The organism is Ancylobacter sp. FA202, from assembly GCF_000380205.1.
In the GTDB taxonomy this organism is placed as follows: Bacteria; Pseudomonadota; Alphaproteobacteria; order Rhizobiales; family Xanthobacteraceae; genus Ancylobacter.
This window is the reverse complement of record NZ_KB904818.1, coordinates 1,910,085-1,932,096: the sequence shown is the minus strand read 5'-3', so window position 1 is coordinate 1,932,096 and position 22,012 is coordinate 1,910,085. Positions and strand designations below refer to the sequence as shown.

The window sequence follows — 22,012 nt, the reverse complement described above, 5'->3', positions numbered from 1 at the left end:
GGGCGCCGGGCCGAACGCCCGGCCTCGCCTCAGGCGGCATCGGTATCGCGGCGCGGGTCGGTCCGCGAAGACTCGCCGGCCTGCTGGGCGGGCGGCGGCAGGGCCCGCGCCGTCGCGGCAGCGCTCTCGCCGCCGGCCAGCCGGGTGTCGGCGCCCGCCTCGCCACGGCTTGGCGAGATGCGCAGCCGCTTGACCCGGCGCGGATCGGCATCGAGCACCTCGATCTCGAAATTGCCCGGCGCCGGCACGATCTCGCCACGCACCGGCACGCGGCCGGCCAGGGTCACGAGCAGGCCGCCCAGCGTGTCGACCTCCTCGGCCTCCTCGCCGAGGGCAAAGGCCGGGTCGATCATCTCGGCGACATCTTCGAGGCTGGCGCGGGCGTCGGCGATGAAGCTGCCATCGGCCTGGCGGGCGATGGTGGGCGTCTCGTCCTCGTCGTGCTCGTCCTCGATGTCGCCGACGATCTCCTCGACAAGGTCCTCCATCGAGACGATGCCGTCCGTCCCGCCATATTCGTCGATGACGAGGGCGAGATGGATGCGGCTCGCCTGCATGCTGGCGAGCAGTTCGATGGACGGCATAGAGGGCGGCACGAACAGCAGGCGGCGGATCAGCTTGGCGCCGCTGAGCGAATTGGAGAGGTCGATGGCCTTGAGGTTGAAGGCCGGCCGGGCGGCCTTGCCGCCCACATCGGGCATGTCAGCAGCGGCAGACTCGCGCGCGCCATTGCGCGGCGTCGCGGCGCGCGGGGGGGCTGCGCGCGGGCTCATGGCGCGCTGAGTCAGATAGGTCACGAGATCTCGGATATGGACCATGCCGACAGGGTCGTCGAGCGTGTCGTCATAAACGACGAGGCGCGAATGGCCGGCCTCGGCGAAGACGGCGAGCAGTTCGCCCAGCGAAATGTCCTTCTGCACGGCGACGATGTCCGCGCGGGGAACCATGAGGTCGCCGATGCGCAGTTCGCGCAGATCCAGGATGCTCTTCAGCATCGTCCGCTCGGTGGCGGTCAGGTCGGCGCCGGGCTCGGCGCCGGTCGAGGCGAGGATGGCGGAAAGATCCGTGCGCAGCGAGCCGGAGGAACGCCTGCCGCCGATAAGGTGGCGGAGCCGGTCGAAAAAGCCGGCGCGGGACTCGCTGGAGCCTCCGCCGGCTTTGCTTCGCTGCCCGGCGCTCGCCGGGGCGCTACTGGAAGCGCCGTTACCGGAGGCGCCGCTACTTGGGCCCTCGCTGCCCCGGGGGGCGGAGGGCGAGCTTGAAACAGGATCGGACATCGCTCTTTGGTTCAGTTTGCTCGGTCAGTGGTGAGAACGGGTTCGGTGTCGGCATAGGGGTCGGCAATCGCGAGGTCGGCGAGCACGCGGCGCTCCATCGCCTCCATCTCCTCGGCCTCTTCCGCCACCTCGTGGTCGTAGCCGAGCAGATGCAGCGTACCATGGACGGCCAGATGCGCGAGATGGTCGGCGAGCGGCTTGCCCTCGGCTTCCGCCTCCCGCACCAGCGTCTCATAGGCGATGGCGATGTCGCCCAGATGGGGATCGCCGCCGGCGCGCGCCACCTCGGGGGTGGGAAAGGACAGCACGTTGGTCGCGTAGTCCTTGCCGCGCCATTCGCGGTTGAGCGCCTGGAGCGTGGCGTCGTCGGTCAGCTTCACCGCGATCTCGGCGCCGTCAATGTCGATCTCATACTCGGTGAGCGCGCCGGCGCAGGCCGCGTTCACCGCCCGCACCACCAGCGCCTCGGCATCGGCGAGGCCCGACCACGGGGCGGCCTCCACCAGCACGTCGACCTCGATCTGGGGCGCCTCGCTCATCGGCGCGGCATCCCGGCAGGCGCTGCCGCCCGCGCCGCCGCGTCCTTGGTCTCATAGGCGGCGACGATGCGGCCGACGAGTTCGTGTCGCACCACGTCAGCGGCGCTGAAATGGCAGACGTCGACGCCCTCGACCTCGCCCAGCAGCCCCACCGCCTCGGCAAGGCCCGAGGTCTGGCCCGGCGGCAGGTCGATCTGGCTGGGATCGCCGGTGATGATCATGTGCGAGTTCTCGCCCAGGCGGGTGAGGAACATCTTCATCTGCATCGAGGTGGTGTTCTGCGCCTCGTCGAGGATGACGCAGGCATTGGCCAGCGTGCGCCCGCGCATGAAGGCCAGCGGGGCGATCTCGATCTCGCCGGAAATCATCGCCCGCTCGACAAAGGCGCGGTCCATCAAATCGTGCAGCGCGTCGTAGATCGGCCGCAAATAGGGATCGACCTTCTCCTTCATGTCGCCGGGCAGGAAGCCGAGCCGTTCGCCCGCCTCCACCGCAGGGCGGGAGAGGATGATCCGGTCAACCACGCGGCGCTCCAGCAGGTGCACCGCATAGGCGACCGCCAGCCAGGTCTTGCCGGTGCCGGCCGGGCCGACGCCGAACACCAGTGTCTGGCGCTTCAGCGCGCGGATATAGGCGTCCTGCGCGGCGGTGCGGGCGCGCACCGGGCGGCGGCGGAGCTGGATCTCGTCGAAGCTCTGCTTCTTAGTCGCGGGGTCGAACTCGAACAGCTGACCCTGCGCCGCGGCCTCGCGCATCACGCCCTCGACATCGCCGGGCTGCAGCTCGCCGCCCTTCTTCAGCCGGGCATAGAGCGTTTCCAGCACATGGCGCGCCTGCTCGCAGGCCTCGCGCGGGCCCTCCAGCGTGACATGGTTGCCACGCTGCTCGGCGACGATTTCCAGCCGCCGCTCGATCAAGGCGAGGTTCTGCCCGTAATGGCCGAAGAGCTGGCTGGCGATCCGGTTGTCGTCGAAGGCGAGGACGATCTGCCCGGGCGCCTCGTCGCCGGGCGGCTCCATCCAGCGCGGGGCCGCCGGGGCGGGGCGCGGCGCCCCGCGCGGGGAGGAGGCCAAGGCACGTTCCGTCTCGCTACCAGATCCGCTACCAGGTCGACGCACGCTCACGCCTCCAGCTTCTCGCTCTGCCCGATGAAACGCGATTCGCGCGCCGGCCGTTCAACGAAGAATTCGCCGCCGCGTATGTCGCCCGAAAGATTCCTGGTGCTTACCCCGTGCACCTCCACCCGCGCCAGCGTGCCGATGGCCTCCACCGGGCCGTCGACGACGATCGACTGGAGATAGGGCGAGCGGCCGATGAGCTGGCCGGGGAAACGGCCCGGCTTCTCGATCAATATGTCGAGGACCCGGCCCTGACAGGCGGTGTCGAAGGCCAGCCTCTGGGAGTCGAGAAGCGCCTGCAGCGCATGGATGCGCGCGGACTTCTCCTCTTCAGGAACCTGCCCGTCCATGCCGGCCGCCGGCGTGCCGGGGCGGGAGGAATATTTGAACGAGAAGGCGGAAGCGAAGCCCACACGTTGCACGAGATCCATCGTGTCGGCGAAGTCGGCGTCGGTCTCGCCGGGGAAGCCGACGATGAAATCCGAGGAAAAGGCGATGTCGGGCCGCACAGCCCGCACCTTGTCGACGATCTCGAAGAACAGCTCGCGGTCATGCTTGCGGTTCATCGCCGCGAGAATGCGGTTGGAGCCGGACTGCACCGGCAGGTGAAGATAGGGCATGAGCGCCGGCAGGTCGCGATGGAGGCCGATCAGCTCGTCATCCATGTCGCGCGGGTGGCTGGTGGTGTAGCGCACACGGGCGATGCCGGGCACGTCGGCGATGCGGCGGATCAGCTCGGGAAGGTTGGCGGAGCGGCCGGCAGCGTCGAGCCCGTGATAGGCATTGACGTTCTGGCCGATCAGCGTGACCTCGCGCACCCCGGCCTCGGCGAGGCGGATCACCTCGTCGAGAATTTTCGGCAGCGGGCGCGAGACTTCCGCCCCGCGCGTATAGGGCACGACGCAGAAGGTGCAGAACTTGTCGCAGCCTTCCTGCACGGTGACGAAAGCCGCCGGGCCGCGCTTGTTGATCGCCGCCCGCGTGGGCGGGGGCAGGAAATCGAACTTGTCCTCGACCGGGAACTCGGTCTCGACGATGCCGGCGCGCCGGTTGCCGCCGCGCCTTTGGGCATCGGCGACCAGCTCGGGCAGCTTGTGATAGCTCTGCGGCCCGACCACCAGGTCGACGCCGCGGGCGCGCTTGAGAATTTCGGCGCCTTCCGCCTGCGCCACGCAGCCGGCAACCGCCACCATCTGCTGGCGGCCCGCCTCTTCCTGCGCCTTTTTCAGCCGGCCAAGCTCGGAATAGACCTTCTCGGCCGCCTTTTCGCGGATGTGGCAGGTGTTGAGAATGACGAGATCGGCGTCGTCGGGGCTGTCGGTTTCGACATAGCCCTCCTTGGCCAGCGTGTCCGTCATGCGCTGGGCATCATAGACGTTCATCTGGCAGCCGAAGGAGCGGACGTAAAGCTTGCGCGTTTCACTCATTGCGTGTCGATCGACCCGTGCCGCGCGGCGTCCGGGGACGCGGCGGCCCTCTGCGTGGGCAACCCGAGGTCACGACAGGCGCGCCCTCGCAAGGCGCCCTCATCCATTGCCGCCCGGTCCCAGCTCGGTATCGCGCAGGTCGAGATCGTCCAGCTCTCCAGAAGTGACGCCTAGAGGTTCTGTGTAGCGGGATTCCCGCGAAAAGGAAATGCGCCCCGCCCCGCTCTGCGGGCGCAAAGCCTTAAAAACCGCACCTTATCCCTCAGCCCGGTCGCCCGGTAAGGGCCTGCGTCAGCAGGGTACGGACAGCGCGCTCGGCCTCCTGCGCCGCCGCCTTGCGCCCGCCCGCCGCCAGCGTTGCGCCGAAGCGCAGCTCCACCTCGACGCCGCCGCGCCGCAGCACCTCCATCAGATGCGGGGCGAGGTCCATGTCGCCATACCAGGCGAGGCGCGGGCGCCCGGCGCGGCCGAGCGGCAGGCCGGCGAGCCCGACATAGGCGATGGCGAGCGGCTGGATCGTCGCTGCCGGCCCCTCGGCCTCGCCCAGGCTCTGGCGGGCGGCGCCGACCAGCGCCGAGCGGAAGGGCAGCACCCGGTTGCCGTCGCTGGAGGTGCCTTCGGCGAACAGCACCACCGGGTCGCCATCATTCATCCTTGCCGCCATCTCCCCCGCCACCCGCCCGGTGGCGGCGCGCGACGTGCGGTCGACGAAAATGGTGCGCTGGAGCTTCGCCAGCAGCCCGATGCCCGGCCAGCGGGCCACCTCGCTCTTGGCGACGAAGCACAGCGGCAGGCGCCCGCCGAGCACGGGAATGTCCAGCCAGGAGGCGTGATTGGCGAGAATGAGCAGCGGCCGCGCCGCCGCCGGCGCGCCCACCACCCGCACCCGCACCCCAACCAGCGCCAGCACGATGCGATGATAGAGCACGGGCAGGGTGCGCCGGGTCGGCAGGCGAAGGGCGAGTGAGAGCCATTGCAGCGGAATGCCGATGAGCGTGACGAGCACGACCGGCACGATCACCAGCCAGGCCCGCACGCCTCACTCCTTCCGGGACGAAAGGGAAGGCGTGGGTATCTCCGTGCCCGGCGGCGTGTCGAGCGGCACGCCATAGAGCTCCAGCCGGTGGCCGATCAGCCGGTAGCCGAGCTTGCGGGCGATCTCTTCCTGCAGATGCTCGATCTCCTCGGAGCGGAACTCCACCACATGGCCGCTGCGCAGGTCGATGAGATGATCGTGGTGCTCGTCCGGCACCGGCTCATAGCGCGAGCGGCCATCACGGAAATCGTGGCGGGCGATGATGCCGGCATCCTCGAACAGCTTCACCGTGCGGTAGACGGTGGAGATGGAGATGCGGTCGTCCACCGCGATGGCGCGCCGGTGCAGCTCCTCCACATCGGGATGGTCCTGCGCATCGGCGATGATGCGGGCGATCACCCGGCGCTGGTCGGTCATCCGCAGGCCCAGCGTGACGCAGGCTTCCTCGATCGCGGTCGGCTTGTCGTTCATTCCTCGGCCTGCTTCCTTCAGCCCGCATCGGTCGGTCTGTCCGCGCCCGTCCGCCTTATGGCGCAGCCAAGCCGGCAAGGGCAATGGTTTCTCTCAGGCGATGTCGCGCCGCATGGTGAGCGCGGCCACCGGCGCGCCGGCACTATCGCGATAATAGCCCGGGCGCCGGCCGATTTCGCGGAAGCCGGTGCGGGCATAGAGCCGCAAGGCGGCGGCGTTGCCATCCTCAACCTCCAGGAACACGGTGCGGTAGCCCTGCGCCGCCAGCGTACCGAAGGCGGCCTGCACCAGCTTGAGGCCGATGCCGGCGCCGCGCCGCCGGCGGTCGACGGCAACCGAGAGAATCTCTATTTCCGGCGCCACCCCGCTCAGCAAGATGAATCCCACCGGCGCGCCGCCGGGGCCATCGGTGGCCACGAGGCCACGGCTCAGCCGGTTGGTGATCAGGCGCTCGAACTCGGCAGCGTCCCAGCCATGGCGGAAGGACTGGGCGTGAAGGCGCGCCAGCGCCTCGGCATCGCCGGCCTGGAGGGCGCGCAACGACACCTCGCGCGGGCGCCCGCGCGTCATCCAGCCGAGCCATGCCGGCAGCCCGGTCATCGACGGGCGATCCGCCCGCCGGTCTGCGGCTTGGCGTCGGCGTCGCGCAGATAGAGCGGCTTGGGTTCGGAGCGGGCGGGGTCGGCGACGCTGGCGATGCGCGCCAGCCAGACCGGGTCCGGCGTCGCGGTGGCCCGCACCTCGACCGGCGGCTGCGCGCCCATCGGCCAGGTGTCGGCGAGCAGGCCGGCGCCGGAGCCCACCAGCCGCACCGGCCCGTTGGCGACCGAGCGGGCGGCGTCCTTCACGCTCATCACGCGGGGGCTCACCAGCACCCGGCCGGCCGGGCCGATCATCTGCAGATAGACATTGCCGTGGCGGGCGTCGATGGCGGCGGCCACCGGCACCGCATCGTCGCGCGCCAGCAGCGGCGCCGCCAGCACGGTCAGCGTCGGCAGGCCGAGAACCGGCTTGCCGGTGGCAAGGCCGAAGCCGCGCGCGGCGGAGATGCCGACCCGCAGCCCGGTGAAGCTGCCGGGACCGACCGTGACGGCAAAAAGGTCGATGGCTGAGAACTCCGCCCCGCCGGCGGCCATCACCCGCTCCACCATCGGGATCAGCGATTCGGCATGGCCGCGCGCCATGACGACATGCTCCACCGCCCGGGTCTGGTCGGTATCCATGTCGTGCAGGGCCGCCGAACAGGCCTCCAGCGCGGTGTCGATGGCAAGAATCAGCATGGGCGACAATCAGCAGGGCCAGAATCAGCAGGGGCGATCATGCGCCCACCATGCTCATGGTCGCCTCAGATTGGAAAGCGGCCGGCCGTCGGACCGGGTCGCGTCAGACCGGACGCACCTCGACGACGTCGGGCACGAAATGGCGCAGCAGGTTCTCGATACCGTTCTTCAGCGTGGCGGTAGAGGACGGGCAGCCGGCGCAGGAGCCCTTCATCGCCAGGAACACCACGCCGTCCTTGTAGCCGCGGAAGGTGATGTCGCCGCCATCATTGGCCACCGCCGGGCGCACGCGGGTGTCGATCAGCTCACGAATCGTGTCGACCAGCCCGGCATCCTTGGCCTCGAAAAAGGCGTCGTCGGCGGTGTGCTCATGGTCCTCGGGCAGGATCGGCTGGCCGGAGACGAAATGCTCCATGATGGCGCCGAGAATGGCGGGCTTGAGATGCGCCCAGTCACCCTGCGCCTTGGTCACGGTGACGAAATCCGAGCCGAAGAACACGCCGGTGACGCCGGGCACCTCGAACAGCCGCACCGCCAGCGGCGAGCGGGCGGCCTCATCGGCGTCGCGCGCCTCGAAGGTGCCGTCCCCGAGCACGGAACGGCCGGGCAGAAACTTCAGCGTGGCGGGATTGGGGGTGGCTTCGGTCTGGATGAACATGTCGGTCTCCTTGCCAACCGGGGTTCAAGGCCGCGGCGACGGGGGAATTTCCACTTTAGATAAGCTCTGACCGGCGCGAGGGGAAGAGGCGGGAGACTCACCGCAACGCGACGCCGCCGCTCGGCCGCCCACCCGTTCACGCCAGCGCGTCGATCTCGCTGTCGGAGAGCGAACCCGGCACGAGCGTGATCGGAACCGGCAGGCTCGCCCACATCCCCTTGGCCAGCGAGGCGATGAGCGGGCCGGGGCCTTCCTTGCCGGTTCCGGCGGCGAGCACGAGGATGGCGATGTCCTCGTCCTCCTCGATGATCTTTTGGATCTGCTCGGCGATGCCGCCCTCGCGCACGATCCGCTCGGGATCGATGCCGGAGATGCCCTGCGCCCGGGCGGAGAGCAGGTCGAGCCGAGCCTCCGCCTTGTCGGTCGCCTCCGCCCGCATCAGGTCGGCGACGCCGAGCCACTGGCTCGGCGCGTCCTCCAGCTGCAGCACGCTGAGCAGCACCACCCCGCCGCCAGTGCGCGCCGCCCGCCGCGCCGCGTAATAGAGCGCGCGGTCGCATTCCGGCGTGTCGTCCGCCAGCACGAGAAACTTGCGGCGGTGGCCGGGCTCATGGCTTTGGCGCCGGCGCGGCATCGGCTCTCCCCCGACGGTCTATCCTGCGGACAAAGCTAGCGCACGAAGCCGACAATGTCCCGGACATTGGCCATGGTGGCGTCCGCCAGCACCCGGGCACGCGCCGCGCCGTCGCGCAGGATGGCGTCGATATGGTCCGGCTCGGCCACCAGCCGCTGCATCTCTGCCCCGATCGGCCCGAGCTTGGCCACTGCGAGGTCGACCAGCGCCGCCTTGAAAGTGGAGAACTGGCCGCCGCCGAACTGGGTCAGCACCTCCTCCTTCGCCACCGCGCCGAGCGCGGCATAGATGCCGACAAGGTTCTCCGCCTCCGGCCGGCCCTTCAGCCCCTCGGCCTCGGAGGGCAGCGGCTCGGGGTCGGTCTTGGCCTTGCGGATCTTCGAGGCGATGAGGTCGGCATCGTCGGTGAGGTTGATGCGCGAGAGATCGGACGGGTCCGACTTCGACATCTTCTTGGCCCCGTCGCGCAGGCTCATTACCCGCGCCGCCGGCCCGCCGATCAGCGGCTCGGGCAGCGGGAAGAACGCCTCGCCCAGCCCGTTGGCGGCGATGGAGGGCCCGAAATCATTGTTGAACTTCTGCGCGATGTCGCGGGTCAGCTCCAGATGCTGCTTCTGGTCCTCGCCGACAGGCACATGGGTGGCGCGGTAGAGCAGGATGTCGGCGGCCATCAGGCTGGGATAGGCATAGAGGCCGACCGAGGCGTTCTCGCGGTCCTTGCCGGCCTTCTCCTTGAACTGGGTCATGCGGTTGAGCCAGCCGAGGCGCGCCACGCAGTTGAACACCCAGGCGAGTTCGGCATGGCCGGAAACCTGGCTCTGGTTGAACACGATGTGCTTGGTCGGGTCGATGCCCGAGGCGATGAAGGCGGCCGTGACCTCGCGGATCTGCCGCTTCAGGTCGGCCGGGTCCTGCCACACCGTGATGGCGTGCATGTCGACGACGCAATAGAGGCAGTCATGGCTGTCCTGCAGCGCCACGAAGCGCTGGATGGCGCCGAGATAATTGCCGAGATGCAGGTTTCCGGTCGGCTGGACGCCGGAAAACACGAGCGGCTTGAATTCCATGTCGGGACGTCCTGTGGTCTGCGCCCTGCCGTGCCGCGCCGTGCCGCGAGACTTGGCCCCGGCGCGGGGGCGCTATGGCACGCATGACCTTCAGGGGCAAGTTTCTTCCGGCGGCGGCGCACGCGCTATTTGCGCAAGCCCGCGCGCAGCGTGGCAAGGTCGGCGCCGCCCAGCACCAGCGCGAGCCCGGCATAGGCCGCGCCCCCCAGCATGACGAGGCCGGCCAGCGCGGCGGCGGCGACAAGTCCGCCCTGCGCCAGCACACCCTCAAGCCCCTGTCGCGCCGCCATCACCGCCGCCGCCATGGCGAGCGCGGCGACGACCAGCCGCGCCAGCCGGCGGCGCGAGGGCTTCGGCAACACGATAAGCCGCCGGCGGCCGAGGCCTGTTGCCAGCCCGGCGAGCGCCACCAGGCTGGAGGCCAGCACCCCCAGCGCCGGCCCCGCCATGCCGAGCGGACCGACGGCGGCAAAGCCGACCAGCGCCCCCACCGGCAGCACCACGAGGCTGCACAGGGTGACGAGACGAGACAGGCCCCGCGCGAAGGCGATGGCGATCAGCACCTTCTCCAGCGCCTGCGCCGGCAGGGTGAGCGCCAGCAAAGCGAGCGCGCTCGCGGTGAGTTCGCTGGCGGCCGCATCGAAGGCGCCGCGCTCGAACAGCACCACCACGATCGGGTGGGCCAGCACGGCAAGGCCGAGCGCCGCCGGCAGCGAGAGCGCCAGCGCCGCCGTGATGCCGCCCGCGCCAAGCCCGGTGTCGCCGATTCCGGCCTCGCCCTCCTCCCGCTCTCCCGCCAGCGCCGGCAGCAGCACCGCCCCGGCGCTGGCGCCGACCAGCCCGAGCGGCAGCTCGACGAGGCGCGTCGCATAAAACAGCGCCGCCACCCCGCCGCCAATGCCCGAGGCCGCTGCCGCGGCGATGAGAAAGCGCAGCTGCGGCAGGGCGGCGGCCAGCAGCGGCGTCGCCGAGCCGGCGAGCAGCGGCAGCGCCGCCTTTAGATCGGCGGGCGCAAGGGAAAGCCTGATAGAACCACGCGGCACGGCGGCTAGGTTCAGCACGAACTGGGTCAGCGCCCCCGCTACCGCTCCCGCCGCCAGCCAGGCGAGGGCGGCGGACACGCTGATCGTGTGCGCTCCAGCCAGCCACAGCAGCACGAGCAGCGCGATGACCGCGAGATTGGCGGCGGCCGGGGCCATGGCGGGCCGGGCGAAGCGTCCGGCCGCATTGGCGAAGGCAGCCAGCACCCCGGCGAGCAGGGCAAGCGGCAGGCACACCACCGCCAGCCGCCCGGCCAGCACCGCGCCTTCCGCCCGCGGACCATCCCCGGCAAAGCCCGGCGCCAGCACCGCCACCACGGCCGGCATGAAGAGGAAGAAAAGGCCCGCGAGCACGAGCCCGGCCAGTGCGAACAGCACCAGCGTCGCGCCCGCCAGACGCCGGCGCGCGGCCTCGTCCTCCGCCCGCGCGAGGCCCGGCAGCAGCGCGGCGTTGAGCGCACCCTCGCCCAGCAGCCGGCGGGCGATCTGCGGCACGGCGAGGCCGGCGACGGAGGCATCCGCCACCACGCCGGTACCAAACAGCGCCGCCACCCCGGCGTCACGGGCAAAGCCGAGCACACGCGAGACGAGGGTAAGGAGAGCGACGGTGGAAGCGTGGCGGAGCAGGGCCATCGGCTAGCCATAGCGCGGCGCGTGCAGGAAGGAAAAGCCGGATCGGCGTAGGGGTGCAGCTGCGCGCCCGCGCGCCACCTGCAGGCTGGGCCCGACTGGGCCACCGCCGGCTTCAGGTCTGGGTGGACTGGGTGGCCCGCTCCCCGGACCATGCCCCGGGATGAGCCGGCGGTAAGCGCCGCTCGCCTCCGGCACGCGCGCCGTCCTCCTGAGGTGCCGCCGCAGGCGGCCTCGAAGGATGGTTCTCGCATGCACACGATGCCTCGGCCCCGACGCGCCCTTCGCCGCCCCTCAGTCGCCTCCTTCGAGGCCCGCCCGATGGCCGGGCAGCTCAGGATGACCTTGCCTGGAGACGGACGGGAGGCTCGGCCCGGCACCTCAGGATGACGCGGCTTGAAATCGAGCGACAAAGCCGGGCCGCGCTCCCTCGCACGCGGCGCCGTCATTGCGGTGGGGGCGCGCGTCTGCTACCGCGTCACCCGCCTTCGTCCCCGGCGAAACCCTGCGGAGAAAAGCCGTCCATGACCGTCCCCCCGCTCGATGTGATCGGCTTCGGCAACGCCATTGTCGACGTGATCGCCCGCTCCGAAGAGGCCTTTCTCGACCGCCACGGCATGCGCAAGGGCGGCATGACGCTGATCGACGAGGAACGCGCCGAGACGGTCTATGGCGCCATGGGGCCGGGGGTCGAAATATCAGGCGGCTCGGCCGCCAACACCATGGTCGGCATCGCCGCTCTGGGCGGCAAGGCCGGATTCATCGGCAAGGTGCGCGACGACGAGCTGGGCGGCATCTTCGCCCATGACATCCGCGCCGCCGGCGTCGCCTATGCCACACCGGCCGCGACCGCCGGCGCCGCGACCGCCCGCTGCCTCATCCTGGTGACGCCCGATGGCGAGCGCACCATGAATACCTATCTCGGCGCGGCGCAGGACCTTTCCCCCGCCGATGTCGACGAGGCGATGGTGGCGAGCGCCAAAGTCACCTATCTCGAAGGCTATCTCTGGGACCCACCGCCGGCCAAGGAAGCCTTCCTCAAGGCCGCCGGCATCGCCCACAAGGCCGGGCGCACGGTGTCGCTGACTCTCTCGGACGCCTTCTGCGTCGGGCGCTACCGGGCGGAGTTCCTGAAGCTCATCCGCGAGGGCACGGTCGATCTCGTCTTCGCCAATGAGGCGGAGCTGATGTCGCTCTACGAGACCGATTTCGACGCCGCGCTCGCCCAGCTGCGGCAGGACGCCCGGCATGGCGTCGTCACCCGCAGCGAGAAGGGCGCGCTGGCTGTGTCGGGAGACGGACTCGTGACGGTGCCGGCCTTCCCGGTGCCGAAGCTGATGGACACGACCGGGGCGGGCGACCTGTTCGCCGCCGGCTATCTCCACGGCTTCGCCAAGGGCTTAGGTGCCGAGGAATGCCTGCGGCTCGGTGCGCTCTGCGCGGCCGAGATCATCAGCCATATCGGCGCCCGTCCGGAGCGGTCGTTGAAGGACTATGCCGCGGAGAACGGCCTCGCCGTCTGAGCGCGGGCGCTACCGGCAAAAAAGAACAGGCCGGTGAGGGGCCGGCCTGCTGGAGTTGGGAAGTGCCCCCTGCCCGAAGGCAGGGGGTCGATTGACGCGGGGGAGGTGGCGAGGTCAGAACTCGTCGCCGCCGCCGCCAAACCAGTCATCGCCGCCGCCGAAGAAGCCGCCATCATCGGCGCCGGCATCCGTCGGCTCGTCGGCCGCCGCCGGCTCGTCAGCCGGGGCATCCGCGGGGGCTTCCGCCGCTTTGGCCTCACCGCCGCCGAACATGCTGCCAATGGCGCTGCCGAGCAGCACACCGCCAGCGACGCCCATGGCGGTCTGCGCCGCGCCAGCAAGGAAGCCGCCGCCACCGCCGAAGCCCGGGCGCCCGAAGCCGCCCGGCTGCTGGGCGCCGGGTGCACCCATCGGCTGCCCGCCCTGCATGGACCCGGACTGCCAGGCCGGCGACGCGCCGGCCGGGATGGCGCCGCCGGCGCCGCCGGCACCGATGGCCCCGGCGCGCGGCATCGAGGGCACGGAGCCGCGACGCGCCGGCTGGCTGGAGCCGAACAGCCCGCCGAAGAGGCCGCCGCCCTGGGGCTGCTCGGCCGATTCCCGGGCCTGCTGCGCCTGCTGCTCCAGCGCCTCGATGCGGGCCTGCGCCTGCTGCAGGGCGTAGTCCTGCATGACGATGGTCTGCGCCATCAGGTAGGGCGCGGCCGGCTGCTGGGCGACGCGCTGGGCGATGAAGCCTTCCGCGTCCGCGTCGCGCGGGCCGGACTGGCGCTCGGCCTCGGCAAGCTTGGCGAAGAGGCCGTCAATGGCCTGTCGGTCCTGGTCGTTCATGGCTGGGTTCCCTTGGCGATTGCTCGCCTCACTCCCGCTCGCCGGTGAGATTCAGCAGAAGCTGGAAGATGTTGACGAAGTTCAGATAGAGCGAGAAGGCGCCGAACACGGCGAGCTTCTGCTGCGATTCGGCGTCGAAATTGTCGGCGTACTGTTCCTTGATCGACTGGGTGTCCCAGGCGGTCAGGCCGACGAAGACGAGGATACCGACCACGGAGACGATGAACTGCAGCATCGTCGAGCCGAGGAAGATGTTGACCACGCTGGCGATCACCACGCCGATCAGGCCCATGATCAGGAACGAGCCGAACTGCGAGAGGTCGCGCTTGGTGGTGTAGCCATAGAGGCTGGTGGCGCCGAACATGGTCGCGGCGATGAAGAAGGTGCGCGCGATCGAGGTGCCGGTGAACACCAGGAAGATGGACGCCATCGACAGGCCCATTACCGCGCAGAAGGCCCAGAACATGGTCTGCGCGCTGCTGGCCGACATGGACTGCATGCGGAACGAGAAGATCAGCACGAAGGCGAGCGGCGCCAGCATCACCACCCATTTCAGCGGGGTGGAGAAGATCGGCACATAGAGCGCCGGCGTCGTGCCGACGATGAAGGCCACCGCGCCGGTCAGCACCAGGCCGAGGGCCATGTAGTTGTAGACCCGCAGCATGTGGCGGCGCAGGCCCTCGTCATAGACGGCTTGGTCGACACTGGCGGTGCGGGACCACTGGAAGCCGGAATTCGGCGTGTTCATGTCAGTCTCCTGATGAGAAGCATCTGGGGTCAGTAGAGCGACCGGGCAAGGCGCGCGGCCGCCCGGTCGAGATCATGGGAATCGGCGGCCGGGCTCCGCTGCGCGACCAGCGCATAGGCGACCTCACCGATCTGCCAATAGGCGGCGGTGAGGTCGTCCTGCGGCACGGTGGTGGCCGGCACCACGTCGAAGCCGCCCGGCCGCACCGCGAACAGCGAGGCGGTGCCGATCTCCCCCGCCTCGACGGTCATTTCCACGCTCGGGCCGAAGGTGGAGGGAAACACCTGCACGTCTTCCACCTTCCAGCCCTCCGGCAAAACAGGCATGACGATGGCGGTGGCGGAGAGAATCTCGGCCGGGTCGTACTGGCGTGTGCCCGGCTGCGAGGGCATGCCGGCGCGCACCAGGGCGGTGCGATGCGAGCGCACCGCGTCCTCCAGATACGCCGGGTTCAGCCCGGAGGCGACGACGCGGCTCACGCCGAAATGGCCGAACTGGGCATTGGCCATCCAGCCGGCGCCGACCAGCAGCGCCACCATCGCGGCTATGCGCAGCCGGCGGGTCCAGCGCGCGCGGGTGAGCGCGCCCTGAAGCCGCCGTGCCGCTTCCACCGTGGCGAGCCGGGCCGCCGCCGTGGAGGCCGCGCGCGGCGTCTCGGCGAGCGCCAGGCGCAATTCGTCGCGGATGCGCAGATCCCCCATCACCCGCGAGGCCGCCGCCGGATTGGCGCTGAGATAGGCCTCGACATCGATGCGGCGGGCGACGCTCAGCTGGTCGTCGACATAGGCCTGCAGGTCGTCGCTGGAGACGGGATCAACGGGACGGTTCATCCGTACCTCCTACGATGCGCAAATGGTTGGGTGTCTCCGCCGCCGGGCCGTCCTCCATGGCCCGCAGCGTGGCGCGGGCGCGCGACAGGCGGGACATCAGCGTGCCCGGCGGAATGCCCAGCGTGGCGGCGGCCTCGGCATAGCCGAGCCCCTCAATGGCGACGAGGTGCAAGGCCGCGCGCTGCTCCTCCGGCAGGGCCATGAAGGCGTCGCGTACCTGGGCGAGGCGCAGATGATGCTCCTGCGCCGGGGCGGCGCTGGTCTCGGCGAGGTCGACGCTGTCGGCCTCGCGGCGGGCCTCGGCGATACGCGAGCGGCGGCGGTCGATGAACACATTGTGCAGCACCGACAGCAGCCAGCCCCGCAACACAGAGCCTTGCTGCCCCGCGCCCTTCTGCGCCGAATCCCGCGCGCCCTTGCCGGGCGCCGCGCGGTCGGTGTCGAAGCTGCCGCGCCGCTCATAGGCGCGCACCAGCGCGTCATGCACCAGGTCCTCGGCCTCGATGTCGTCGCGCGTCAGCGAGCGCGCATAGCGCCGCATCACGCCGAGCTGGGCCGGCACGTCGAAGGAGGTCTCGTCGCGCTTCATGTCCCGTATACGGAGCCGTGGCCGTCCTTCATCCCGGGCGTCGACGATTTTTTCGTCGCCGCCCTCTGCCATAGCGCAGCCTCGTGCCCTCCGCCGGTCACAAGGGCGCGCTTGCCCTGCGGGTTGGGCGCAGGCCAAATAGGCGCATCGGTAGAGGCGGCGGTCGTGGCGCCCGGCGCCGTCAGCAGGGGGTAGTGAGGGTGCAACAGGCGACAGGCGACGGCATCCTGCCCATATTGGCGGCGCAGGCGGACGAGCTGGCGGGATGGCGCCGCACCCTGCACGCCATGCCCGAGACGGCCTTCGAGGAGCACCGCACCTCGGCCTTCGTCGCCGAGAAGCTGGAGAGCTTCGGCCTGCCAGTGTATCGCGGGCTGGCCGGCACAGGGCTGGTGGCGACGCTGAAGGGCCGCCTCGGCGACGGCCCTGCGATCGGCCTGCGCGCCGACATGGACGCACTCGACATTCATGAGGCGACCAACCTGTCCTGGCGTTCCGACACGCCGGGCAAGATGCACGCCTGCGGCCATGACGGGCACATGACCATGCTGCTGGCCGCCGCGCGCCATCTCAGCGAGAATCCCGATTTCAACGGCACGGTGCATTTCATCTTCCAGCCCGCCGAGGAGAATGAGGGCGGGGGCAAGGTAATGGTCGAGCAGGGCCTGTTCGACCTGTTCCCCATGCAGGGCGTCTATGGCCTGCATAACTGGCCGAACGCCCCCTTCGGCAGCTTTCTCGGCCGGCCCGGCGCCATGTTCGCCGCCTTCGACATCTTCGAGGTGAAGGTGATCGGGCGCGGCGCCCATGCCGCCATGCCGCAGCGTGGCATCGACCCGGTACTGACCGCGTCCCACATCGTCGCCCAGTTGCAGTCCATTGTCGCTCGTTCGGTGAACCCGCAGGAGGCGGCCGTCGTCACCGTCACCCAGATCCATGGCGGCGACACCTGGAACGTCATTCCCGACGAGGTGGTGCTGCGCGGCACGGTGCGCACCTTCACCCCAGAGGTGCGCGACCTCGCCGAGGCGCGATTCCGCGCCATCGTCGAGGGCGTCTGCGCCGCGCAGGGCGCCCGGGCCGACATCCGCTATGAGCGCCGGTATCCCTCGCTGGTGAACCACGCGGCGGAATTCGGCCACGCGCTGGCGGCGGCCCGCGCCACGGTGGGCGAGGCGGTGGATGCGGATTTCGAGCGCATCATGGCGGCGGAGGATTTCGCCTACATGCTGGAGGCGGTGCCCGGGGCCTATCTCTGCCTGGCCAGCGGCCCGGGGCCGAACCTGCACAATGCGGCTTACGACTTCAACGACGCCCTGCTGCCGGTGGGGGCGAGCTACTGGGTGAACCTCGTGCAATCGCTGCTAGGGCCGGAGGCACCCTAGCCGCCGATCAGCCCTACCGCGCCGTCATAGGTGAGCTTCAGCGAGATGAGGAACAGCGCGCCCATCACCAGCTTGTAGAACAGCGCCTCGGGCAGGCGCCTGGTGAGCCAGACGCCGGCAAAGGTCGCCGCCACCGCCACCGGGATCAGCGCCGCCGTGACCGTGAGATTGGCCGGGTTGAGCTGGCCGAGCGCGGCATAGGGGATGAGCTTGATGGCGTTGATGGCGGCGAAGGCGAGAGTGGTGGTGCCGGCATAGACCATCTTCGGCAGGCGCTGCGGCACCACATACATCTGGTAGGGCGGTGCCCCGCCATGGCTGACGAAGCTGGTGAAGCCGGACACCGCGCCCCAGAATAGCCCGCGCGGCAGGTCGGCGGGCCGCGCCTCTCGCCCCGCCCCACCGAGCCAGCGGATGAGGCAGAAGGCGAGGCCGATGACGCCCACGATCAGCATCACCATCGCATCGGTGACGAGCGAGGCAGTGGCCCAGCCGATGCCGATGCCGAGCGTGGCGGCGGGGATGAGAATGGCGAGGTTGCGCCCGGAGAAGTCGCGCCGATAGGCCCAGACCCCGAACATGTCGCTGACGACATAGACCGGCAGCAGCAGGCCGGCGGCCACCACCGGCGACATGAACAGTGCCATGGTCGGCACGGCGAGCGAACCGATCATTGGCACGCCGCCCTTACTCATGCCGACAAAGAAGGCGGCAAGGCCTGCGGCGAGGGCGAAGCCGAGATCGGGCACGAACATGACGGCAGGAACCGGCGGAAGAGACGAAGGAGGAGGGCGCCGCCCTCCTCCGCAGTTCAGAAGCGATCGGGCGGTCTCAGGCCGCCTTGGCGCCGTCGATCCGCTTGGCGACAAGCGCGCGCAGCGAGTTGAGGTCGCGGACGAACTGGCGGATGCCCTCGGAGAGCTTTTCCGTTGCCATCTGGTCCTCGTTGAACGTGAAGCGGAAGCCGCGCTCGTCGAGATGCAGCCGCTCGGGCGCGCCCTCGGTGTTGGCGGGGTCGAGCTTGCGCTCCAGCGTGCCCTCGTCGGCGGCGAGCTGGTCGAGCAGTGAGGGGCCGATGGTCAGACGGTCGCAGCCGGCCAGCGCCTCGATCTCGCCGGTGTTGCGGAATGAGGCGCCCATGACCACGGTCGGTATGCCGTGCTTCTTGTAATAGGCGTAGATCTGCCGGACCGACACCACGCCGGGGTCGGTCTCGGGGGTGAACGGGCCTTCGCCCGCCTTCACGTGCCAGTCGAGAATGCGGCCGACGAAGGGCGAGATGAGGAAGGCACCGGCATCCGCCGCCGCCGCCGCCTGGGCGAGCGAGAACAGCAGGGTCAGGTTGCAGTCGATGCCTTCCTTCTGCAGAACCTCCGCCGCGCGGATGCCCTCCCAGGTGGAGGCGATCTTGATGAGGATGCGGTCACGGCCGACGCCGCGCTCCTCATAGGCCTTGATGAAGGAGCGCGCCTTGGCCAGCGTCGCCTGCGTGTCGAAGGAGAGGTCGGCGTCCACCTCGGTGGAGACCCGGCCGGGGACGATCTTCGACAGTTCGGCGCCGAAGTTCAGCGCCAGCCGGTCGCAGGTCGCCGAGACGACGGCGTCCGAGGTGCCGCCCTGCTTGGTGCCCCAGGCAAGGGCCTCGTCGACGAGGGAGGAATAGGCGGACATTTCCGCCGCCTTGAGCAGAAGCGTGGGATTGGTCGTGCAGTCCTGCGGCTTCAGGCGGCGCACCGTCTCGATGTCGCCGGTGTCGGACACGACGACGGTCATGGTACGCAGTTGGTCGAGCTTGGAGGGCATGGCGCTATCTCTCTTCTCGCGGGAAAGGACCCCCGTGGTCCTGTCCGCAGGCACGGAGCAACGGATCGGCTTCGTTGGACCACATTTGGGGCGCTGTCTTCAAGGTGCGCAATCGATGACGCGCATGTGACGTCTCCCCGAAGCGGCCTTGTCGCGGCGCCGCGAGAGGCGTAAATCTTTCAACCCGGCGTGCGGCTTGGGCCAGCGGGACCTTCCATGGATGATATTCATTACCTCGAATACAAAATCCTGCTCCGCCCGGAGCGCTTCTTCGATCCGCACCAGTTCGAGGTCTACTGGCACAAGCTGGGCCTGATCGCGCCGGAGTTCAAGGTCGGGGTGACCACGAACAAGGACGGGTTCAAGCGCCAGGTGCGCGAGGTGCTGTTCTACGACACGCCCGATTACGACCTCTACCGCAACGCCTTCATTCTGCGCAAACGCACCTTCTACACCGATGGCTGGCCCGAGCCGGAGCATGAGCTGACCCTCAAGTTCCGCCATCCCGAGCTTGCCGTCGCGGCGGCGGTGGATGTCGTGCCCCATCTCAGCGGCCATGCCGACATCAAGTTCAAGGAAGAGCTGCTGCCGCTGAAGGACAGCCTCGGCGGCATGCGCTCGCTCTACTCGCATAATTGCGTGCTGCTCAGCCCGGGCCTTGTGCTGAATGAGGGACTGGAGCGCATCACCTCCGTGTTCCCGGAACTGGCCGAGCACTGCCCTGCCGACAAGGCGGCGACCATCTCGCTGGTCAACAACCTGCCGGTGGAAGAGGTGCAGGTGAATGTCGGCTCGTTCGATTTCGGCCATGGGCTCACCGCCAAGGCGACCATCTCGGTCTGGCGCGACCGCGCCACCGAAAGCGCGATCATCGGCGAATTCGCCTTCCAGGCGAAGTTCGACCGCTACGACGCCCTGCACGCCAAGGCCCGCGAGCGCTCGGAGGCGTTTTTCAAGGCGGCGCAGACCCGGGCGCCCGAATGGGTGAAGCTCGGCGCCACCAAGACGGCGCTGGTCTATAATTTCGGCAAGCAGCTCGTGGCCAGCCACGAGGGCTGACGCCGCCCCCTCGCATCTGGGAACCGCCCCCGCCATGAGCCCTCCCCCCCCGCCTGTTCCGGGCGCGGCGCCTGCCGCCGAGGCGCCGTCCGCCTATGCGGTGCCGCAGGACGTGCGGCTGTGGGACATCTTCGTCACCTTCCTGTTCATCGGCGCCGTCAGCTTTGGCGGTGGCGTGGTGGCGTATTTGCGGGCCAGTCTGGTGCTGAAGAGGGGCTGGCTCGACGAGGAGCATTTCCTCTCGGCGCTGGAGATCGCCCAGGCGCTGCCCGGCCTCAACGCCACCAATATGAGCATCATCGTCGGCGACCGGCTGCGCGGCGTGGCCGGGTCCATCGTCGCCTTCACCGGCATGACGCTGCCGGGCGGCAGCATGGTGCTGGCGCTGGGCGTCGCCTATGCCGCCAACGCCCATAACCCCTATGTCAACGCCGCGCTGGTCGGGGTCGGGGCGGCGGCGGTGGGCATGCTCTCGGCGGTCACGCTGCAGATCGGCCACAAGCAGCTCGGCCAGATGCTGAACGTCGCCATCATCGCCGCGACCGTGCTGATGGTGAGCTTCCTGCACATTTCGCTGGTCTGGGTGCTGCTCACTGTCGGCCCGGTGGCGGTATTCCTGTTCCGGCCGCGCAAGGGCGATTCCGGCGAGGGCGAAGGGGAAGCCTCATGAACGAGAACCTGTCGGTCCTCGGCGTCTTCTCGCTGCTGTCGATCCTCGCGGTGGGCGGCGGCGCCGCCGTGCTGCCGGAAACCAAGGCGCTGGTGGTGGGCACCCATCACTGGCTGACCGACGACCAGTTCCGCGACATTTACGGCCTTGGCCAGGTGGTGCCCGGGCCGAACATGCTGATGGTCATCGTCATCGGCTACCACGTCACCGGCTTTCTCGGGGCGCTGATGGCCTTTGTCGGCTTCTTCCTGCCGGCCGGGGCGATCTCCTGGGCCGCCTCGCGGGTGTGGGACCATTTCGAGGGCTCGCCCTGGCGCCGCTCGCTGCAGCAGGGACTGGCGCCGCTGGTGGTGGGGCTGATGGCGTCGGGCACCATTTCCATCGCCCGCACGGCGATCGATGGCCGGCTCACCATCATCATCGCCTTCGCCGTGTTCGCCGGGGTCTATTGCGTGAAGAAAATCAACCCAGCGCTGCTGGTGCTGGGCGGCGGGCTGGTGGGCCTCGCTCTGCTCAGCGGCACCGGCGCCGGCATGCCGCCGAACTGATGTCGCCGCCCTGACGCCCCTGCCCTGAGTTGCGCCTTCTATCCCCGGCGCTCGGGCAGATAGGGGCTGATCGCATGGGCGAGGCCCGGCGCCGTCAGGCTCTGCAGCCACACCTTGCCGGGGCCTGAGAGCCGCACCAGGAACAGCCCGTCGCCGCCGAACAGCGCGTTGCGTATGCCGCGCATTGTCGTCAGCTCGAAGGACACGCTCTCCTCGAACAGGCCGACATGGCCGGGATGGACGAGCAGCTGCTGGCCGGCCTGCAGCTCATAGGTGACGAGCTCGCCGCTCAGCTCGATAAAGGCGCTGGCCCGGCCGGCGAGCTTCTGCAGAATGAAGCCCTCGCCGCCGAACACCGCCCCGCCCAGCGTCTGCTGGAAAGCGGTCGTCACCTCAATGCCGGGGCTGCCGCAGACGAAGCCGTGCCGATGGACGAGATAGCCGCGCCCGGGCTCGATCTCGATTTCCACGAAGCTGCCGGGCAGCTTGGCGGCGAAGGCGACATTGCCGGGGCCGCGCTCGGCATGAAACTCGGTCATGAACAGACCGCCGCCCGAGACCGCCCGGCTCATCAAACCGAGCAATCCGCCCGCCCCGCCCCCCGCGGTGGAGGTGGTGAGCGCGATGTCGCCGGACATCCAGGACAGCTGGTCCGGTACGCCGACGATCCGGTCGCCGGCGTCGAGCTGAAGTTCGAGAACGGGGAGCGTGGTGCCGATGATCTTCGAGCGCATGGAAGGTCTCCGGGATGAGTGCCGCGCGGCGCAGGGCGCGCGCGTCGACCTTAAGCGGCGCGCGGCGCGCTGTCGCCCGCCACCGCATTACCCGACGAAAATTTCCGCTGCCGCA

Annotated in this window: 24 protein-coding genes; 5 read left to right on the top strand and 19 right to left on the bottom strand. The window is 69.6% G+C overall.

The window, feature by feature from the left end; genetic code table 11:
- Positions 1 to 29 precede the first annotated feature (29 nt).
- The 12 genes from A3M1_RS0108775 to A3M1_RS0108720 form a co-directional block, all read right to left on the bottom strand.
- Positions 30 to 1,277, bottom strand: coding sequence for a hemolysin family protein (locus A3M1_RS0108775; RefSeq protein ID WP_018388583.1), 1,248 nt, complete (start codon positions 1,275 to 1,277; stop codon positions 30 to 32).
- An 11-nt stretch (positions 1,278 to 1,288) separates the two neighbouring features.
- Positions 1,289 to 1,816: an rRNA maturation RNase YbeY gene (gene ybeY / locus A3M1_RS0108770; RefSeq protein WP_018388582.1), complete on the bottom strand. Its 528-nt coding sequence runs from the start codon at positions 1,814 to 1,816 to the stop codon at positions 1,289 to 1,291.
- A complete protein-coding gene (locus tag A3M1_RS0108765) occupies positions 1,813 to 2,889 on the bottom strand; it encodes a PhoH family protein (RefSeq protein WP_018388581.1) in 1,077 nt (358 codons plus the stop codon). The genes ybeY and A3M1_RS0108765 overlap by 4 nt, the downstream gene beginning before the upstream one ends.
- 47 nt (positions 2,890 to 2,936) lie before the next feature.
- Positions 2,937 to 4,361: a tRNA (N6-isopentenyl adenosine(37)-C2)-methylthiotransferase MiaB gene (miaB, locus tag A3M1_RS0108760; RefSeq protein ID WP_018388580.1), complete on the bottom strand. Its 1,425-nt coding sequence runs from the start codon at positions 4,359 to 4,361 to the stop codon at positions 2,937 to 2,939.
- Positions 4,362 to 4,623: 262 nt separating this feature from the next.
- On the bottom strand, positions 4,624 to 5,397 hold the full coding sequence (locus A3M1_RS0108755) for a 1-acyl-sn-glycerol-3-phosphate acyltransferase (protein ID WP_018388579.1): 774 nt from the start codon (positions 5,395 to 5,397) through the stop codon (positions 4,624 to 4,626).
- A gap of 3 nt (positions 5,398 to 5,400) precedes the next feature.
- A complete protein-coding gene (locus A3M1_RS0108750) occupies positions 5,401 to 5,868 on the bottom strand; it encodes a Fur family transcriptional regulator (protein ID WP_018388578.1) in 468 nt (155 codons plus the stop codon).
- 93 nt (positions 5,869 to 5,961) lie between these two features.
- Positions 5,962 to 6,468, bottom strand: coding sequence for a GNAT family N-acetyltransferase (locus A3M1_RS0108745; protein WP_018388577.1), 507 nt, complete (start codon positions 6,466 to 6,468; stop codon positions 5,962 to 5,964).
- The gene (tsaB, locus tag A3M1_RS0108740) at positions 6,465 to 7,148 is read right to left on the bottom strand and encodes a tRNA (adenosine(37)-N6)-threonylcarbamoyltransferase complex dimerization subunit type 1 TsaB (protein WP_018388576.1); all 684 of its coding nucleotides are present in this window, start codon (positions 7,146 to 7,148) and stop codon (positions 6,465 to 6,467) included. Before tsaB ends, A3M1_RS0108745 begins: the two co-directional genes overlap by 4 nt.
- Before the next feature lie 103 nt (positions 7,149 to 7,251).
- A complete protein-coding gene (locus A3M1_RS0108735) occupies positions 7,252 to 7,806 on the bottom strand; it encodes a NifU family protein (protein ID WP_018388575.1) in 555 nt (184 codons plus the stop codon).
- A 136-nt stretch (positions 7,807 to 7,942) separates the two neighbouring features.
- Positions 7,943 to 8,440 (bottom strand): universal stress protein, encoded by a 498-nt coding sequence (locus A3M1_RS0108730; protein ID WP_018388574.1) that lies wholly within the window; start codon positions 8,438 to 8,440, stop codon positions 7,943 to 7,945.
- 35 nt (positions 8,441 to 8,475) lie between these two features.
- Positions 8,476 to 9,507: a tryptophan--tRNA ligase gene (gene trpS, locus A3M1_RS0108725; protein WP_018388573.1), complete on the bottom strand. Its 1,032-nt coding sequence runs from the start codon at positions 9,505 to 9,507 to the stop codon at positions 8,476 to 8,478.
- A gap of 125 nt (positions 9,508 to 9,632) precedes the next feature.
- The gene (locus tag A3M1_RS0108720; RefSeq protein WP_018388572.1) at positions 9,633 to 11,180 is read right to left on the bottom strand and encodes a lipid II flippase MurJ; all 1,548 of its coding nucleotides are present in this window, start codon (positions 11,178 to 11,180) and stop codon (positions 9,633 to 9,635) included.
- A gap of 521 nt (positions 11,181 to 11,701) precedes the next feature.
- Here A3M1_RS0108720 and A3M1_RS0108715 point away from each other — a divergent pair.
- Positions 11,702 to 12,700 carry an adenosine kinase gene (locus A3M1_RS0108715; protein WP_018388571.1) on the top strand — a complete coding sequence of 333 codons (999 nt, stop codon included), beginning with the start codon at positions 11,702 to 11,704 and terminating at the stop codon, positions 12,698 to 12,700.
- A 114-nt stretch (positions 12,701 to 12,814) separates the two neighbouring features.
- Here A3M1_RS0108715 and A3M1_RS0108710 read toward each other — a convergent pair whose 3' ends face one another.
- Genes A3M1_RS0108710 through A3M1_RS0108695 form a run of 4 tightly spaced genes read right to left on the bottom strand, consistent with a single transcriptional unit; the run spans position 12,815 to position 15,698 of the window.
- Entirely contained in the window at positions 12,815 to 13,531 is a 717-nt protein-coding gene (locus tag A3M1_RS0108710; protein ID WP_018388570.1) for a DUF2076 domain-containing protein, read from the bottom strand.
- A gap of 28 nt (positions 13,532 to 13,559) precedes the next feature.
- Entirely contained in the window at positions 13,560 to 14,279 is a 720-nt protein-coding gene (locus tag A3M1_RS0108705; RefSeq protein WP_018388569.1) for a Bax inhibitor-1/YccA family protein, read from the bottom strand.
- Between the two features lie 29 nt (positions 14,280 to 14,308).
- A complete protein-coding gene (locus A3M1_RS0108700) occupies positions 14,309 to 15,109 on the bottom strand; it encodes an anti-sigma factor (protein ID WP_018388568.1) in 801 nt (266 codons plus the stop codon).
- Entirely contained in the window at positions 15,093 to 15,698 is a 606-nt protein-coding gene (locus A3M1_RS0108695; RefSeq protein WP_018388567.1) for a sigma-70 family RNA polymerase sigma factor, read from the bottom strand. Before A3M1_RS0108695 ends, A3M1_RS0108700 begins: the two co-directional genes overlap by 17 nt.
- A 236-nt stretch (positions 15,699 to 15,934) precedes the next feature.
- Between A3M1_RS0108695 and A3M1_RS0108690 the strand changes: the two genes are divergently transcribed.
- On the top strand, positions 15,935 to 17,083 hold the full coding sequence (locus tag A3M1_RS0108690) for a M20 aminoacylase family protein (RefSeq protein WP_018388566.1): 1,149 nt from the start codon (positions 15,935 to 15,937) through the stop codon (positions 17,081 to 17,083).
- Here A3M1_RS0108690 and A3M1_RS0108685 read toward each other — a convergent pair.
- On the bottom strand, positions 17,080 to 17,838 hold the full coding sequence (locus A3M1_RS0108685; protein ID WP_018388565.1) for a sulfite exporter TauE/SafE family protein: 759 nt from the start codon (positions 17,836 to 17,838) through the stop codon (positions 17,080 to 17,082). The two genes, A3M1_RS0108690 and A3M1_RS0108685, sit on opposite strands and share 4 nt — an antisense overlap.
- Positions 17,839 to 17,914: 76 nt before the next feature.
- Complete coding sequence (gene tal / locus A3M1_RS0108680; RefSeq protein ID WP_018388564.1) at positions 17,915 to 18,886, bottom strand: transaldolase; 972 nt, start codon at positions 18,884 to 18,886, stop codon at positions 17,915 to 17,917.
- A gap of 216 nt (positions 18,887 to 19,102) precedes the next feature.
- Here tal and A3M1_RS0108675 point away from each other — a divergent pair, with 216 nt between their 5' ends.
- From A3M1_RS0108675 to A3M1_RS0108665, 3 genes are read left to right on the top strand one after another with little or no spacing between them, the layout of a single operon-like run.
- Positions 19,103 to 19,945, top strand: a complete 843-nt coding sequence (locus A3M1_RS0108675; RefSeq protein WP_018388563.1) for a hypothetical protein — start codon at positions 19,103 to 19,105, stop codon at positions 19,943 to 19,945.
- Positions 19,946 to 19,979: 34 nt separating this feature from the next.
- Positions 19,980 to 20,615, top strand: a complete 636-nt coding sequence (locus tag A3M1_RS0108670) for a chromate transporter (protein ID WP_018388562.1) — start codon at positions 19,980 to 19,982, stop codon at positions 20,613 to 20,615.
- Positions 20,612 to 21,163, top strand: coding sequence for a chromate transporter (locus A3M1_RS0108665; RefSeq protein WP_018388561.1), 552 nt, complete (start codon positions 20,612 to 20,614; stop codon positions 21,161 to 21,163). Before A3M1_RS0108670 ends, A3M1_RS0108665 begins: the two co-directional genes overlap by 4 nt.
- Before the next feature lie 38 nt (positions 21,164 to 21,201).
- On the opposite strand, the gene A3M1_RS0108660 is transcribed toward A3M1_RS0108665, so the two are convergent.
- Complete coding sequence (locus tag A3M1_RS0108660; RefSeq protein ID WP_018388560.1) at positions 21,202 to 21,897, bottom strand: TIGR00266 family protein; 696 nt, start codon at positions 21,895 to 21,897, stop codon at positions 21,202 to 21,204.
- Positions 21,898 to 22,012 lie beyond the last annotated feature (115 nt).